The 14,860-nt window shown below is 62.6% G+C and carries 15 protein-coding genes; 7 read left to right on the plus strand and 8 right to left on the minus strand.

The genetic code is table 11. The features are described from left to right. The first annotated feature begins 66 nt into the window (after positions 1 to 66). The 5 genes from NKJ67_RS12550 to NKJ67_RS12570 are packed head-to-tail and all read left to right on the plus strand — an operon-like array spanning position 67 to position 4,653. Positions 67 to 1,146 carry a polyamine ABC transporter substrate-binding protein gene (locus tag NKJ67_RS12550; protein ID WP_352581508.1) on the plus strand — a complete coding sequence of 360 codons (1,080 nt, stop codon included), beginning with the start codon at positions 67 to 69 and terminating at the stop codon, positions 1,144 to 1,146. 13 nt (positions 1,147 to 1,159) lie between these two features. After that, positions 1,160 to 2,026 carry an ABC transporter permease gene (locus NKJ67_RS12555; RefSeq protein ID WP_352581509.1) on the plus strand — a complete coding sequence of 289 codons (867 nt, stop codon included), beginning with the start codon at positions 1,160 to 1,162 and terminating at the stop codon, positions 2,024 to 2,026. A gap of 1 nt (position 2,027) precedes the next feature. Further along, positions 2,028 to 2,810, plus strand: coding sequence for an ABC transporter permease (locus NKJ67_RS12560; protein WP_352581510.1), 783 nt, complete (start codon positions 2,028 to 2,030; stop codon positions 2,808 to 2,810). Then, positions 2,807 to 3,871: an ABC transporter ATP-binding protein gene (locus NKJ67_RS12565; protein WP_352581511.1), complete on the plus strand. Its 1,065-nt coding sequence runs from the start codon at positions 2,807 to 2,809 to the stop codon at positions 3,869 to 3,871. The genes NKJ67_RS12560 and NKJ67_RS12565 overlap by 4 nt, the downstream gene beginning before the upstream one ends. 20 nt (positions 3,872 to 3,891) lie before the next feature. After that, a complete protein-coding gene (locus NKJ67_RS12570) occupies positions 3,892 to 4,653 on the plus strand; it encodes an MBL fold metallo-hydrolase (protein ID WP_352581513.1) in 762 nt (253 codons plus the stop codon). A 4-nt stretch (positions 4,654 to 4,657) separates the two neighbouring features. Here the strand turns inward: NKJ67_RS12570 and NKJ67_RS12575 are convergent, their stop codons facing one another. From NKJ67_RS12575 to NKJ67_RS12595, 5 genes are all read right to left on the minus strand, one after another. Beyond that, positions 4,658 to 5,359 (minus strand): TetR/AcrR family transcriptional regulator, encoded by a 702-nt coding sequence (locus NKJ67_RS12575; RefSeq protein WP_352581514.1) that lies wholly within the window; start codon positions 5,357 to 5,359, stop codon positions 4,658 to 4,660. Positions 5,360 to 5,474: 115 nt separating this feature from the next. After that, a complete protein-coding gene (locus tag NKJ67_RS12580) occupies positions 5,475 to 6,902 on the minus strand; it encodes an amidase (RefSeq protein ID WP_352581515.1) in 1,428 nt (475 codons plus the stop codon). An 88-nt stretch (positions 6,903 to 6,990) separates the two neighbouring features. Next, entirely contained in the window at positions 6,991 to 8,025 is a 1,035-nt protein-coding gene (locus tag NKJ67_RS12585; protein WP_127330772.1) for an extracellular solute-binding protein, read from the minus strand. 364 nt (positions 8,026 to 8,389) lie between these two features. Next, complete coding sequence (locus NKJ67_RS12590) at positions 8,390 to 9,361, minus strand: NAD-dependent epimerase/dehydratase family protein (RefSeq protein WP_128363343.1); 972 nt, start codon at positions 9,359 to 9,361, stop codon at positions 8,390 to 8,392. Between the two features lie 274 nt (positions 9,362 to 9,635). Beyond that, a complete protein-coding gene (locus tag NKJ67_RS12595) occupies positions 9,636 to 9,800 on the minus strand; it encodes a hypothetical protein (RefSeq protein WP_164748845.1) in 165 nt (54 codons plus the stop codon). Positions 9,801 to 10,090: 290 nt separating this feature from the next. On the opposite strand from NKJ67_RS12595, the gene NKJ67_RS12600 reads away from it, so the two are divergent. Next, positions 10,091 to 10,864 (plus strand): NAD kinase, encoded by a 774-nt coding sequence (locus NKJ67_RS12600; protein ID WP_352581516.1) that lies wholly within the window; start codon positions 10,091 to 10,093, stop codon positions 10,862 to 10,864. Between the two features lie 202 nt (positions 10,865 to 11,066). Next, on the plus strand, positions 11,067 to 12,653 hold the full coding sequence (locus NKJ67_RS12605) for a DEAD/DEAH box helicase (protein WP_164748844.1): 1,587 nt from the start codon (positions 11,067 to 11,069) through the stop codon (positions 12,651 to 12,653). 73 nt (positions 12,654 to 12,726) lie between these two features. Here NKJ67_RS12605 and NKJ67_RS12610 read toward each other — a convergent pair whose 3' ends face one another. The 3 genes from NKJ67_RS12610 to NKJ67_RS12620 form a co-directional block, all read right to left on the minus strand. After that, positions 12,727 to 13,332 (minus strand): hypothetical protein, encoded by a 606-nt coding sequence (locus tag NKJ67_RS12610; RefSeq protein WP_127272004.1) that lies wholly within the window; start codon positions 13,330 to 13,332, stop codon positions 12,727 to 12,729. A gap of 226 nt (positions 13,333 to 13,558) precedes the next feature. Continuing rightward, positions 13,559 to 14,209, minus strand: a complete 651-nt coding sequence (locus NKJ67_RS12615) for a YiaD family glycine zipper/OmpA-like lipoprotein (protein ID WP_013531371.1) — start codon at positions 14,207 to 14,209, stop codon at positions 13,559 to 13,561. A gap of 176 nt (positions 14,210 to 14,385) precedes the next feature. Continuing rightward, on the minus strand, positions 14,386 to 14,754 hold the full coding sequence (locus tag NKJ67_RS12620; protein WP_128363345.1) for a GFA family protein: 369 nt from the start codon (positions 14,752 to 14,754) through the stop codon (positions 14,386 to 14,388). Positions 14,755 to 14,860 lie beyond the last annotated feature (106 nt).

Consider the following 14,860-nt stretch of genomic DNA (forward strand, 5'->3'; position numbering starts at 1 on the left):
ATTGACTCAATTTTAGAATTGGTTCAATTTTTTGCAAGAAGCCACAAAGGCAAGGGAGAACACTCGATGTCACACACAGCCAGCAATCCGCTTTCCATCCTGAAGACCCGTTTGCGCACAGCTGCCGCAGCCGCGGCGCTGCTGCTTTCGACGAGCGCGCAGGCCGCCGATCTCAACGCGCTGATCTGGTGCGATCATGCCGATCCGGCCTTGCTGCAGCCTTTCGAGGAGGCCAATGGCGTCAAGGTCAACGTCAAGGAATTCGAGGGCACCGGCGCCGGCCTCGCCATCGTCGAGCAGTCGCAGCCCGGCGACTGGGATGTGATGGTGATCGACAGCATCGACGTGCCGCGCGGCGTCGAGAAGGGCCTGTTCGAGCCGTTGCCGGAAGACAAACTGCCGCTGGCCGACCTGTTTGCGCAGGTGAAAATGGACGGTTCCACCGTCGTCGGCGGCAAGCGCTACGGCATCACCGAAAAATTCGGTTACAACACGATCGGCTACAACAAGACCAAGGTCGACCCGGCCGACATGCAGTCGATGGCAGCACTCACTGGCGACAAGTACAAGGGCAAGGTCGCCATCTACGACTATTACCTGCCGGTCATCGGCATGGCCGCACTCGCCATCGGCAAGAAGACGGCTGAGCTCACCGAAGCCGATCTTCCCGCCCTCAAGGAGGAGCTTCTGAAGATGAAGGCCAATGCCAAGCTGGTCGGCGAAGTGACCGCCAGCCAGACGGCGCTGGCGACGGGCGAGGTCGACATACTGGTCGGCGGCGGCGAATGGGTCACGGCGGGCCTTGCCAAGGAGAACCCGGCACTCGACTTCTCCATCCCCAAGGAGGGCGCGATTCTGTGGTCGCAGTCGCTGGCCATGTTCAAGGATTCCAAAAACAAGGACATGGCGCTGAAATTCATCCAGTACATTATGAGCCCGGAGGGCCAGGCGCGCCTTGCCACCTCGTCCTGCTACTGGGGCATGCCGGCGAACACCAAGGCCGCGCTCACCGACGACCAGAAGAAGGTGTTGCGCTTCGACGAGCAGCCGGGCTTCCTCGCCCGCGCCCAGGCCTATCCGGCGCCGAGCGCTGATCTCGACAAGAAGATGCAGGACATGTGGACCGAAATGCTGCAGGCAAAATGAGCAGATACCGCTCATGAGCTCAACCGGGAACAACGGCCCTAGCCTGCCTCGGGCGGGCCGAGCCCTCCCCTGGGCGCTGGTCACGCCGGCGCTCGGCTGGACGCTGCTGTTCTTCGTGCTGCCCTTCATCGCCATGGGGTTTTCCAGCCTGACGGCGCATGAGGGCGGCGGCTTCACGGCGTCCAACTACAGCCAGTTCTTCACCAACCCGTCCTACTGGCAGGCGATGGTGAACTCTCTGCAGGTCACAGTGATCGTCACCGGGATCTCGGTGCTGCTTGCCTATCCCTTTGCCTGGATCCTCGCCGAACAGGTGCCGGAGCGCTGGCAGCGGCTGGCGCTGATGCTGGCGGTGCTGCCGTTCTGGACCTCCTATGTCGTGCGCTCCTACTCCTGGCTGCTGGTGCTGGCGCAGAACGGCGTCGTCAACCGGGCGTTGACCGGCTCCGGCCTCATCGGCGACCCGCTGCAGCTCGCCAACACACGTTTCGCCACCGTCACCGGCTTCGTGCATTTCTTCGTCATGCTGTTGACGCTGACCATCTTCGCCAACCTCAAGCAGCTCAGCCCGAGCTACCGTAAGGCGGCGGCCGATCTCGGCGCCGGGCCGGTGCGCACCTTCCTGCATGTCGTGCTGCCGCTGACCTTGCCCGGCATCATGGTCGGCGCCTTCCTCACCTTCGTCCTGTGCATCGGCGACTACATCACGCCGCAGATCCTGGGCGGCAACAACGAGATTCTGATGCCGCAGCTGGTGATGATGCAGATCGGCCGGCGCGGCGACTTTCCGCTGGCTTCGGCGCTGTCGATCATCCTGATGGCGGTGGTCACCATTGCTTACCTCGCCTGCGCCCGCTGGCTGAAGATCGAGCGGGCCTGAGATGCGCCAGCTCGTCCGCATCGCCTCCTGGCTCTACGCGCTGGCCGTCTATGCCTTCATCTTCCTGCCGGTCGTCGTGCTGGTGCTTTTCTCACTGCAGGCGACGTCGTTCCCGATCCCGCCCTTCACCGGCCCGTCGCTGCGCTCGTACGACGCGGTGCTATCGGACACGCGGCTGACCTCGGCGCTGGTCAATTCGCTGCTGGTCGCGTCCATCTCGTCGCTCGCCGCCGTCACGCTCGGCTTCCTTTCCGCCTGGGGCTTTGCGCGTTTCGTCCTGCCGGGCTCCGGCCTGCTGCGCGGGCTGATCACGCTGCCGCTGACGGTCAGCTACCTCATCATCGGCATGGGGCTCCTGGTGCTGTTCAACTGGGCCGGCGTGCCGAAATCGCTGCTGGCCGCCGGCATCGGCCATGTCGTGATCAACCTGCCGCTGTGCTTCGCCATCATCTACAGCCAGATGGGCGACCACCAGATCAACATCGAGCGCGCCGCGCGCGACCTCGGCGCACCGGAATGGAAAGTGCTGCTGCTAATCACCGTACCGGTCATGGCGCCTGCCATTTTCGCCGGCTTCTTCCTGTCGATGACATTCTCCTGGGACGAGTTCGTGATCTCCTTCCTGCTCACCCGCTTCGACACCACGCTGCCCGTCGAAATCTGGAACCTGCTGCGTTCCGGCCTCAACCCGAAGACCAACGCCGTCGGCTCGCTGGTCTTTGCCGTCTCCATCGTGCTGGTGGTTCTATTCGAACTGACATTGCTGCGCAGGAGAAAGGCATGACCGCGCCTTTGGTCGATATTCGTTCCGTCTCGCATCGCTTCGGCCAGCACACCGTGCTGAAGGATGTCTCGCTGCAGATCGAGCCCGGCAGCTACACGATCCTGCTTGGCCCATCAGGCTCCGGCAAGACGACGCTGCTCTCCATTCTGGGCGGCTTCGTCACCCCCAGCGAAGGCAAGGTGTTCATCCGTGGCGAGGACTGCACCTCGGTGCCGCCGGCGAAACGGCCGACGACGACGGTGTTCCAGGACTATGCCCTGTTTCCGCATATGAGCGTCGGCAGCAATGTCGGCTTCGGCCTGCGCATGCAGGGCGTCGACGGCGCGACGCGCGCGGCAAAAGCGCGCGAGGCGCTGGCCCTGGTCGGTCTCGCTGCTGCCTTCGACAAGAAACCGCACCAGCTTTCCGGCGGCCAGCGGCAGCGCGTGGCGCTGGCGCGTGCGCTGGTGATCGAGCCGGCGGTGCTTTTGCTCGACGAGCCGCTCGGCGCGCTCGACCTCAAATTGCGCCGGCAGATGCAGGACGAATTGAAGGCCATCCAGAAGCGCGTCGGCACCGCCTTCATCCATGTCACCCACGACCAGGAAGAGGCGATGGCGCTGGCCGACCATTGCGTGGTGATGAATGACGGGCGCATCGAGGACGAAGGCCCGCCCGAGCGCGTCTACGCACGGCCGGCGACGCGCTTTTCCGCGACCTTCATGGGCGAGAGCACGATCCTTGCCGGCACGGTCACGCAGGCGAAGGACCGGACAAGCACTGTCGCGACGCCGGTCGGGCCGGTCTCGCTGCCCGGCGCGCTGCCGGTGGGCTCCGCCGTTGCGCTGGCCATACGGCCGGAGCATCTTGTCCTCGGCGAGGCCGCAGGCGGTGTCAGGCTTGGCACGGCTGAGGTGAGCGACGTCGTTTTCCAGGGCAGCTTCAAGCGCGTGCTCGCCGTTTCCGTCGAGGACCCGTCGCTTCACTTCATCGCCAGGCTGCCCGCGACAGCCACCGCCCGGCCGGGCGACACGGTTGCCGTTTCGTGCGATACCGACCAGATCATCCTGCTGACGGATTGAGCTTTTCTGACGGATTGAAAATGGGCACGCTTGCGGTCATCGACGCACCCGACTGGTACGAGACCATCCGCATGAGCGATGGCGTGACCTTGATCCACGAGCCATGGATAAAACCGTTCTTCCGCTGCAACATGTGGCATGTGCGCGGCCGCGACCGCGACCTTCTGTTCGATACCGGGCTTGGCCATTTCAGCCTCCGGCGTCACGTGCCGCTGGTGAGCGAGCGCAAGCTGACCTGCGTCGCCAGCCACACGCATTTCGACCATATCGGCTGCCACCACGAATTTCCCGAGCGCTGCGTACATGCCGCCGAGGCCGACATCCTCGCCGATCCGCGCAATGAATGGACGGCGGCCGGCACCTATGCGACCGACGAGATGTTCGATGGCATGCCGCAAGGCTGGGACACGGCGCGCTACGGCATTCTGCCCGCACCCGCTGGTCGTTTGCTCGACCATGGCGATGTCGTCGATCTCGGCGACCGTGCCTTCGAAGTGATCCACACGCCCGGACATTCACCCGGCGGCATCGCGCTCTATGAAAACAGGACGGGCATCCTGTTATCCGGCGACATCATCTATGACGGCCCGTTGATCGACGATGTCTACCACTCGGACATATCAGACTACATGGCGACACTCCTGCGCCTGCGCGACCTCGATGTCTCGGTGGTGCATGGCGGCCATTTCCCAAGTTTCGGCAAGGTGCGCTACCGCCAGCTTGTCGACGAGTATCTGGAACAGAAGCGGCAGGCCGGCTGCCATCTGCGGCAGGGCTCCTAAGCATCTAGCGCATCAGCTCGAAATGCCGCGGAAACGCTTGGTGCAGCAGGAGCAGCATGGTCTTGCGCAGCACGTTGGTGTCACGCCCGCGAGGGTTCAGGTGATCCCAATACCAGGCGCCATGAACCAGATAATTCAGGCTCTCCGACAGGGTGTCTATGTCGACGCCGGTATAATCGCCGCTGCGCGAAATCTCGATCAGCAGCTCGCGCGCCTCGGCGGTGTAGGCAAGGTCGCTCGGCAAGCCGATCTCGTTATAGATCTGCATGCTCTTGCGGTCGCTGGAGAACACGACGAAGACCGAAACCCATTTCGGATGCTGCCGGGCGAAGTTTTGCGCGCAGTTGACCGCCCCGAGCAGGCGTTCCACCGGCGACAGGCCGGGCGCCCGCACCAGCGTAACCCACAATTCATCGTATCGATCGCTGAGATACTGCAGGACGGCGCGAAACAGGTTCTCCTTGCTGCGAAAATGGAAGACGACCAAGGCATTGGACGAGCCGACATGCTCGGCGATGCGCTGCATGGTGACGCTTGCCAGCCCCTCCTCCGCGATGAGTTCGATGGTGGCGTCGATGATCCGCTGCACGCTGGCTTCGCCGCGCTCGCGCCGACGGTCCTTGGGCGGCGCGGCATCGTTTGCCGCACTTCCATTCTTCGCCGTTGCGCCTTTGCGTTTTGCCGCCGCAGCCTTTTGTTGCGCCATCTTCGTCCAGCTCCTTTCGGACCTTCTGGCGGCGATCGCCGGCGCCACCACAGATCCGTCTATTCGAGGTGTCCGGCGTCGGCTCTCCAACCGCGGCAAGAGCCGCATCGCCCTGTTATAGCGACGGACGCGTTTCGGCGTTTGTGTACCACTGCCCCTTAGCCGTCTCATAGGCCATGGCCGCGCGGAAAACATCGGCATCGCAATAGGTGCGGCCGACGATCTGGATGCCCGTCGGCACGCCGCTTGCCGCCCGGCCCGATGGCACGGACAGAACCGGACAGCGGCTCATCATGTTGAACGGTGTCGTCATCACCCAGCCAAGCGACGGATTCACCTGCTTGCCGTTGATCTCGACCGTGCCCGTGGTCTGATCGAATTCGGCAGGAACGGAGGGAAGCGCGTTGGTCGGGCAGATCAGCACATCGTAGGTCTCCAGCAGCGGCCCCAGCGTCTGGTACATCCTGGCCGCCACGTCGAGTGTTCCGACAAAGTCCGTCGCCTTCGACTTTTGCCCGTCCTCGGCGAACTGCCTGGCATAGCTCGTCATGTCCTTGCCGTGCTGCTTGAGCAGCTGCGACAGCGATGCGCCGAACAGATGCTCGAGATAAGCCATGCCCGCCCTGAGCACTTCGTCGCCCCAGCCCAGATCGACTTCCTCGACCGTGGCGCCGAGCGAGCGGAACACATCGCAGGCGGCAAGCGTGTTCTTGCGCACGTCCGGGTCGACTTCGAAAGAACCGAGGTCCATCGAGAAAGCAATCTTCCAGCCCTTGATCGGCTTGTAGTCGAGCGGCAGCCGCAGTTTCGGGCGCAGCGTGGCGATGTCGAGCGGGCTCGGTCCGGCCATCACATTCTGCAGCAGGATCGCATCCCCGACGTTTCGCGCCAGCGGTCCGGTGTGGCAGTAGAAGTCGAGGTTGAATGGCGGCTCGTCCGGATTGCGCCCGTAAGGCGGCTTGAAGCCGACAAGACCGCAGGCCGACGCGGGAATCCGGATCGATCCGGCAATGTCCGAACCGGTGGCGATCGACGACGTGCCGGATGCCAGCGTCGCCGCGGAGCCTCCCGACGAACCGCCGGGCGTGAAATCCGGGTTCCACGGATTGCGCGTCACGCCCCAGCGTTTCGACCAGGTGTAGCCGGCGCAGCTGAATTCAGGCGTCGCCGTGCGGGCATGGACAATGCCTCCGGCCTTGATGATGCGCTCGTTCATCGTCGAGGTATGGCCCCCGATAGCATCCCCGGACAGCAGCGAGCCGTGCGAGGTCGGCTTGCCCTTGATGTAGCTCTCGTCCTTGATGCCGATCGGCAGGCCCTCGAGCGCCCCGGTCTTGGCACCGCTGGCGTATTTCGCCTCGGCTTTCCCGGCCAGGTCCATCGCCTCGTCGAAATGCGTGAAGGTGAGGCAGTTGATCGTCGCCTTGGTTGCCTCGGCGCGGCGGATGGTGGCCTGCATCAGTTCGACGGGCGAAAGCTTCTTCGTCTTGAACAGCCGCAGCGCCTCGCTGGCCGGCATGTAGCAAAGGTCGAGATCGGTCATGGGAAGTCTCCTGCGATCTGCGCATCGCGTTTGGCATGGACGGGAGATGACCGCGCCGCGTGCGGCGGCGCGGGAAAGCCGGGTCAGGTCATTTCTGCAGGTCGGTCCAGATCTTCGTGTAGAGCGCCTGCACGTCGGGCGGGCAGGCCAGCATGAACTGGCCCTTGGCGGCGAACTCGGCGGGAATGTTGACTTCCGGTGCGGTCTTCATGTCGTCGGGCATGAAGGCTTCCGAGCCCTTGATGCCGTTCGAATAACGCGCAAAGGCTGAGATCAGCGCCGCATTCTGCGGATCCATGATGAAGTTCTGGAACAGCTTGGCGTTGTCGACATTCTTGGCGTCCTTGAGGACAGCGACATTGTCCATCCAGATCGGATAGCCTTCCTTGGGATAGCCATAGACGATCTTGTCGTTCTCAAGCCGCTCGCGCAGCGATATGCCGTTCCAGTTGACGCCCGCGGCGATGTCGCCCCTGCCCAGGCCATCGACGGCCGCATAGTCGAGCGAAAGCCATTTCGCCTTCGCCTCCACCAGCTTATCATGCACCTTCTTCAGCATCTGCATGTCGCTGCTGCAATATTTGCCACCCTCGTAAGCGATGGCGAGGAACATGATGTCACCCATTTCGGGTACGACATTGATCTTGCCGACGAGTTCGGGAGGTGGGTCGAGGAAGATCGCCGATGTGTTCGGATCGCCGGCATAGACCGACTTGTTCACCGAAATGCCGGTCGTGCCCCACTGCCATGGAACGGTGTATTTACGGCCTGGATCGAATGGAACATCGACCCACCTGGGATCGACGTTCTTGAAGTTTTCCATCTTGTTGGGATCGGTCTCCAAGAGCAGACCTTCGCTGATCCAGACCGGCACGACGCTCGCCGAAGGCACGACGATGTCATAGCCGGAGGCGCCCTGCCGGACCTTGGCCAAGGCGGTATCGTTGGAGTCATAGTCGGTGACGGTGACCTTGACCTTGTAGGTCTCCTCGAACTTCTTGATCAGGTCGGGGCTGGTGTAGTTGCCCCAATTGTAGATGTTGAGCTCGCCGTCGGCACGGGCCACGCCCGTGACAGTCAGCAGCGACAGGCCGATGGCCGTCGCGGTCAGTTTCCAGTTCATGCTGCATGCTCCCATTGTTGGGACCGGCGGCGTTACGGCCTCAGGTCCGTTTCCTGCCGACGAAAAGATGGCCGCGGCAATGCCGACCGGCTCGAGCCCGGCCGTCGACATCGCAGTTGCGGCATGCGGCGCGCCGGCAACGGCAAGCCGCATCGCGGTCGAGATATTCCCCTCTTCATTGTGGCCATTCACCGGCTGGCGCCGGCTGTCCAACTCAATTCGCGACCTCAGGAGTAACTATGACTAAACATACAGTCAATATCTTTCCGCGGGTACTGCCATTGCTCGGCGATTGACGATGCGCCCGATGAGATGGTGACTGAGTGAGCAGGCAGAAAGAGGTTTAGCCGCGATACCGGACGCGTCAGGCCGTGGAGGCCGAAATGCTCGCGGCCGCAATTCGCTGGCGGAACCAATCGAAGGTGCGCCCGATGCCTTCCTGATAGCTCGTCCTCGCTTCCCAGCCAGGAAGGACATGCCTCGCCAAAGTCAGGTCCGGACACCGATTTGTCGGATCCTGGGGAGCTGGAGGGTGGTGCTCGATGCGGCTGCCGGGGACAAGCGATCTTACGAATTCCGCGATGCGCAGGACCGAAACCTCGTGGTCGTTGCCAATGTTCAGAGGACCGCGATGCGAGATGCCGTCGCGCCAGAAGTAACGTTCCAGCCCCTCGACGATATCGTCGACATAACCCCAACTGCGCGATTGGGAGCCGTCGCCATAAACCGTCAGAACCCCGGTTGTCAGTGCCTGGATGGCAAAATTCGAGACGGCGCGTCCGTCGTCGATGCGGGTTCGTGGCCCATATGTGTTGAATATCCTGACGACGCGAATGTCGAGCCCGCCGACCCGCTGCTGCTCGAACAGCAATGCCTCTGTGCAGCGCTTGCTTTCATCATAGGAAGCCCTGGGACCGGTGCAGTCCACCGATCCCCTGTAACTCTCGGGTTGCGGTGAAACCAGGGGGTCGCCGTAGACTTCCGAGGTCGAGGCGAAGCAGAAGCGACCGCCGGGCTTGAGCAGCGTCAGGAGATTGAGCGCGCCGCCGATATTGGCCTTGATCGTGCGTACCGGCTCGCGCATGTACCAAAGCGGCGACGCCGGCGACGCGAGATGGATGATCTCATCGAAGCGCTGAAGGGATGAAAAGCTTTCGGCGTCGGCAATCTGCAGATCGAAACGCGGATCGGCGACATGCGCGATGTTGTCTCGCGTCCCGGTCCAAAGATTGTCGACGACGACCAGCTTTTCCAGATCGCTTCGCCGCAACAGACGGTCGACCAGATGCGAGCCCAGGAAACCGCAGCCGCCAGAGATCAACACGCTGCGTGACATGGAAAACCCCCGCTCCAGACACCGGCCAGTCAACGAGCCCAGGGCTTGTTTCCCAACAACAGCGGATGCGAGCTACCCAAAAGCCTTTCCGCCAATCGATGCACCCATCTACACCGCCAAGCGCCGCGAGTGCAAACAGCAAGCCTTCACGAGTGGAACGTGCGGCGGCCGACCGGCCTCTGCTTCTAAGCAGAGAAACTGCCGCGCGATGTCGCGCATCGAAGCGACCGCCGATGCTGCCCGTCATCGCGAGGATGATCAGGACATTTCAGGGCTACAGCGCCCTTTGCGGGCATGGCGCCCCGGCTGCATCACCACAGCGCGACGCCGTGGGCTGCGGCCGGAAGCTCGTCTCTTCGGACTGGCGCACCAGTTCGGCAAAGAGCAGCGCGAAGCTTCCCAGCATCAGGAAGACGATGATCAGGCGTGTTACCGGCAATATGTCGGCCTCGACTGGCTAGCCCCCACGCCACCCATCCACTGCCGGCTAACATGACCGATCCGGCTTTACGAGACTTTAAGGCCCGTCTTAACCATCACATTCGCGTAGCCTTTGACATGATACGCGAACGGCATGCCCGCATCGGCCGACCGGCATGGCCGTACCATCCGGAATGGCGTTGCCATCCGGGATGGCACCTCCCTTTGCAGACGTACCCCGCCCATGCTACCCCGGCGCTGGCGCGGCCCAGCAACGGGCCGCTGCCAATCGGTCGTCATCGGGGAGCCATGAGCAAAGCCGCCAGCCGCATCGCCTTCGTCTCGTCCGACACCGCTGACGCCAAGACGGCGCTGGAAAGCCTGTCGGCGCGCTATGGCCAGTCTTCCGTCGAGGAGGCCGGGATCGTCGTTGCGCTTGGGGGTGACGGTTTCCTGCTGCAGACCCTGCGCGACACGATGGGGACCGGCAAGAAGGTTTACGGCATGAACCGTGGCACCATCGGTTTCCTGATGAACGAATACCGGTCCGGTGGCCTCACCGAGCGTCTCGAGGCCGCCGTCGCCGAAACGATCCGCCCGCTGGAGATGCTGGCCGTGACCTCGGAAGGCGAAACGATTTCAGCACTGGCGATCAACGAGGTGGCGCTGTGGCGCCAGTCGTACCAGACGGCCAAGATCCGCATCACCGTCGACGAACAGGTCCGGCTTGAGGAACTGAACTGCGACGGCGTCATGATCGCAACCCCGGCCGGGTCCACCGCCTACAATCTTTCGGCGCATGGACCGATCCTGCCGCTGGACGCGCCGCTGCTGGCGCTGACCCCGGTCAGCCCATTTCGCCCGCGCCGGGGGGGCTGCGCGCTGCTCTCCAACAAGGCGACCGTCCGCTTCGACATCCGCGAGCCGGAAAAGCGGCCGGTAAACGCCGCCGCCGACCATACCGAGGTCAAGGCCGTGACCTCGGTGACGGTGCGAGAATCACCAACGGCGACAGCAACGTTGCTGTTCGATCCCAATCATTCCTGGAACGAGCGTATTCTCGCCGAACAGTTCCGCTATTGAGCCGGCGCTGCGACCGACAGGTCGATTAAGCATCCCGATTAAGGTTACAACTTCACAATCGTGCCATTGCTGCCCGTTTCTGTTGACAAATCGAGGGCTTGCTCCTAATTGCAATACCAATCTTGCAGGCGCGTGGCGCTTGCCGCGACAGACGCCATTAGACGCCGTTGCGCTTCCCCGAACCAGCCAAAGACAACAACACTTGTCCTCAGACACCACGACCGCTCCAGAAGCGTTGACCTTTTCAGACCTCGGCCTGTCGCCGAAGGTCCTTTCCGCAGTCACCGACGCCGGCTACACCGAGCCGACGCCGATCCAGGCGGGCGCCATTCCGCATGCCCTGCTGGGCAAGGACGTGCTGGGCATTGCCCAGACCGGCACCGGCAAGACGGCCTCCTTCGTGTTGCCGATGCTCACAAGGCTGGAAAAGGGCCGCGCCCGCGCTCGCATGCCGCGCACGCTCATTCTGGAGCCGACGCGCGAGCTCGCCGCTCAGGTCGAGGAAAACTTCGTCAAATACGGCAAGAACCACAAGCTCAACATCGCGCTTCTGATCGGCGGCGTGTCGTTCGACGAACAGGACAAGAAGCTGGAGCGTGGCGCCGACGTGCTGATCGCGACACCCGGCCGTCTGCTCGATCACCGCGAGCGCGGCAAGCTTTTGCTCAACGGCGTCGAGATCCTCGTCATCGACGAAGCGGACCGCATGCTCGACATGGGCTTCATTCCCGACATCGAGCGCATCTGCGAAATGATCCCGTTCACCAGGCAGACGCTGTTCTTTTCGGCGACGATGCCGCCCGAAATCACCAAGCTCACCGAAAAGTTCCTGCACGCGCCGGTCCGCGTCGAGGTTTCGAAGGCAGCATCCGCCGCCACCAACATCATCCAGCGGCTGGTCAAATCAGGCTCCAAGCCGTGGGACAAGCGCGAGACGCTGCGCAATTTGATCAAGGCCGAAGACGCCGAACTGAAGAACGCCATCATCTTCTGCAACCGCAAGGTCGAAGTGTCGGAGCTGTTCCGCTCACTGCTGAAGCATGATTTCGACGCCGGTGCGCTGCATGGCGACATGGACCAGCGCGCGCGCATGCAGATGCTGGCCAATTTCCGCGACGGCAAGCTGCGCTACCTCGTCGCTTCCGACGTTGCCGCGCGCGGCCTCGACATCCCCGATGTCAGCCATGTCTTCAACTATGACGTGCCGATCCACGCCGAGGACTATGTCCACCGTATCGGCCGCACCGGGCGCGCCGGACGCTCCGGAAAATCCTTCACCATCGCGACCAAATCTGACACCAAATACATCGATGCCATCGAACGTCTGATCGGCAACAAGATCGAGTGGCATGACGGCGACTTGTCGACGGTGGTTGCCAGCGAAGGCGAGGACGACGCTCCGCGCCGTGGCAAGGGCGCGCCGCGCCGTGCCGGCCGCAAGGACGACGACCGCGGCAGGGAAAAGAGCGGCGAGCGCAAACCGCGCGAACGCCACGCCAAGCGCAGCGAAGATGCCGCACCGGAAACAGTCCGCGAGGATCAGCCGGTGGCCGAGGCCGCAGCCGCCGATATCGGCGAACGGCGTTCGCGCAAGGAAGCGATCCGTTCGGAAAACACCGAGCGCAAATCATCCGATCGCAATGAACAGCGCGCACCCGAACGCGGCGACACCCGGCCGCAGCGCGACAACAGCCGCCCTGCCCGCCAACGCCACCAGGAAGACAATGATTCCACCGTTGGCTTCGGCGACGACATGCCGGCCTTCATGCGGATCGTCGCCAAGGTCTGATCCCGACCGCTTCGAAGGCGAGCCGGCCACTCGGCTGCCTTCTCGGCAAAGCTCTTTCAGCCTGGCTCGCCCGTTACATCGGCCCAGGCATCATCTTGGTCGGTTTTTCCAGCATCGGAAACTCGGCCTTGTTGCATTTCACGTTCGGGTTCGTCGGACTGAACATGCCGTTCGGGTTGTCCCCGAGCCAGGCATGAAGGTCGTAATGGACGAACTCCTTCGGGATGAGAGGGTAGTGCCCCTCCATAGGTCCCATGAAGGTTTGGCCAAACAGCTTGGGCGGCTCCTTGGTGTCCGGCGTCAGCGGCACCAGCCATTCCACTCCGACCAACTTCAGGCCTTCCTTGGTCGGTTCGTAGATCAGCACGTTCGGCCTCATCGGATCGAGCTTCTGGCCGACACTCGGGACATTGACGAAGTGGATGCCCATGGCGCCCTTCGGGTAGTCCATCGCGCCCGGTATCTTTTCTCCGCTGTAGTGGACGCAGCCGACGGTCGACAGATAGAGGTCGCGAACGGCAGCGGTGTAATCCTCATATTTGGCGAGCGACTTCTTCAAGGCTTCGATGTCGGCCTTGTTGGCGTCCTCGGCGCGAGCCGAAGCAACGTTCAGCCACGCGCCTACCAAACCTGTCAAAACGAGGACGCCGCAGCGCCCAAGGCTGGCTGTTCTTGTCATGCATTCCTCCCAGATTTCTGATCTGGCCGTGCAAGACCGAGGCGGAAAAATGCTGATTGCGCGGCCAGTGACACCGCCTCATCCCCTCAGGAACAGCGATGATGCTATTCCTTTCCATAGCTGCGGGAAAGATGTATTTTAGCAATGACTAATTGAATAACACCAATATCCGCTCAAACAAAAACGGCCCCCATGGGAGCCGTTTCGCATTGGTTTGCCGTACAAATCAGGTGAGCGGCGAAAGCTGGATCTCGACGCGGCGGTTCTGGGCGCGACCTTCGGCCGTGGCATTGGATGCGACGGGGCGCGTCTTGCCGAAGCCTGTGACTGCGAAGCGTCGCTGATCCACGCCCTGACCGGACAGATAGTTCGCCACCGCCAAAGCACGACGCTGCGACAGATCGAAATTGTGCTGGTCGCCACCGGTCGAATCGGTGTGGCCGAACACGTCGACCGTGGTCTGCTTGAACTTCTTCAGCACCAGCGCGACAGAGTTCAGGACCTGGTAGAAGCCGGGCTTCACCGCATCCTGATCCGAGTTGAAGGTGATGTCGGACGGCATGTTGAGGATGATCTGGTCGCCGCTGCGGGTGACGCTGACACCGGTGCCCTCGAGCTGCCGGCGCAGTTCGGCCTCGTTCTGGTCCATGGTGGCGCCGATGGCGCCGCCGGCCAGCGCGCCGATGCCGGCGCCGATCAGTGCGTTGCGGCGGTCATTGCCGCCGGCAAGCAGGCCAAGGCTTGCACCCGCCAGAGCACCAAGGCCGGCGCCGGCCGCCGTGTTGGAAATCTTCTGGTCGCCCGTATACGGATCGGTGGTGGTGCAGGCGCTCACGAGCACAGCCGTCGCCACGACGACGAGCACAGTCTTTTTCATATGATGGTCCCTCTCCAAGTCACGCCTTGCGGTGGCGCCAAATCAGCCCTTCCCGCGACTTGTACCACGAATTGCGGCGAAAAGCGGAACGGCAAAAGCGCCGCTCACGGCTTTTCCCGAGGGACCGATACACAGTGATAGCGCCGCATCGCCGGGCCGCAATCGTTCGGATCAGGCTACCAGAGGTTCTTGCCGTCTATGACCACCACTTCGACCTTGTCGAGATCGAAATCGTCGAACAGTCGCGAGTTGACGCTGATCTTGGGATTGTCGAAATCCGGCTCGCCGGTCGACCAGTCCGGCGTTTCGGTAAAGGTGCCGCAGCCGCAGGCGGCGCAAAAACCGTGCTTTACGGTTTTCGATCCCCAGCGGTAGAAAGAGACGCTCTCCATCGGGCTGGTGAGCTTGAATTGCGAAGGCACGTAGTAGGCCCAGAGCGAGCCGCGTTTCGAGCAGAAAGAACAGGTGCATTGCGTCACCGTCTGCGGTGCCTGCGAAACCTCGAATGTCGTCGCCTTGCAATGACAGCTTGCCTTGATGGTCATCAACGAACTCCTCCTGTCGCCCGCCGCCCTGTGCGGCAAAGGCAGCATAAAGAGGTGCTCCTGACAACTGTCTGTCAGCAGGCATCACCCGAACCGCGCAAACCCG

The sequence above is a fragment of the Mesorhizobium sp. M0088 genome, assembly GCF_040322895.1.
Taxonomy (GTDB): Bacteria; Pseudomonadota; Alphaproteobacteria; order Rhizobiales; family Rhizobiaceae; genus Mesorhizobium.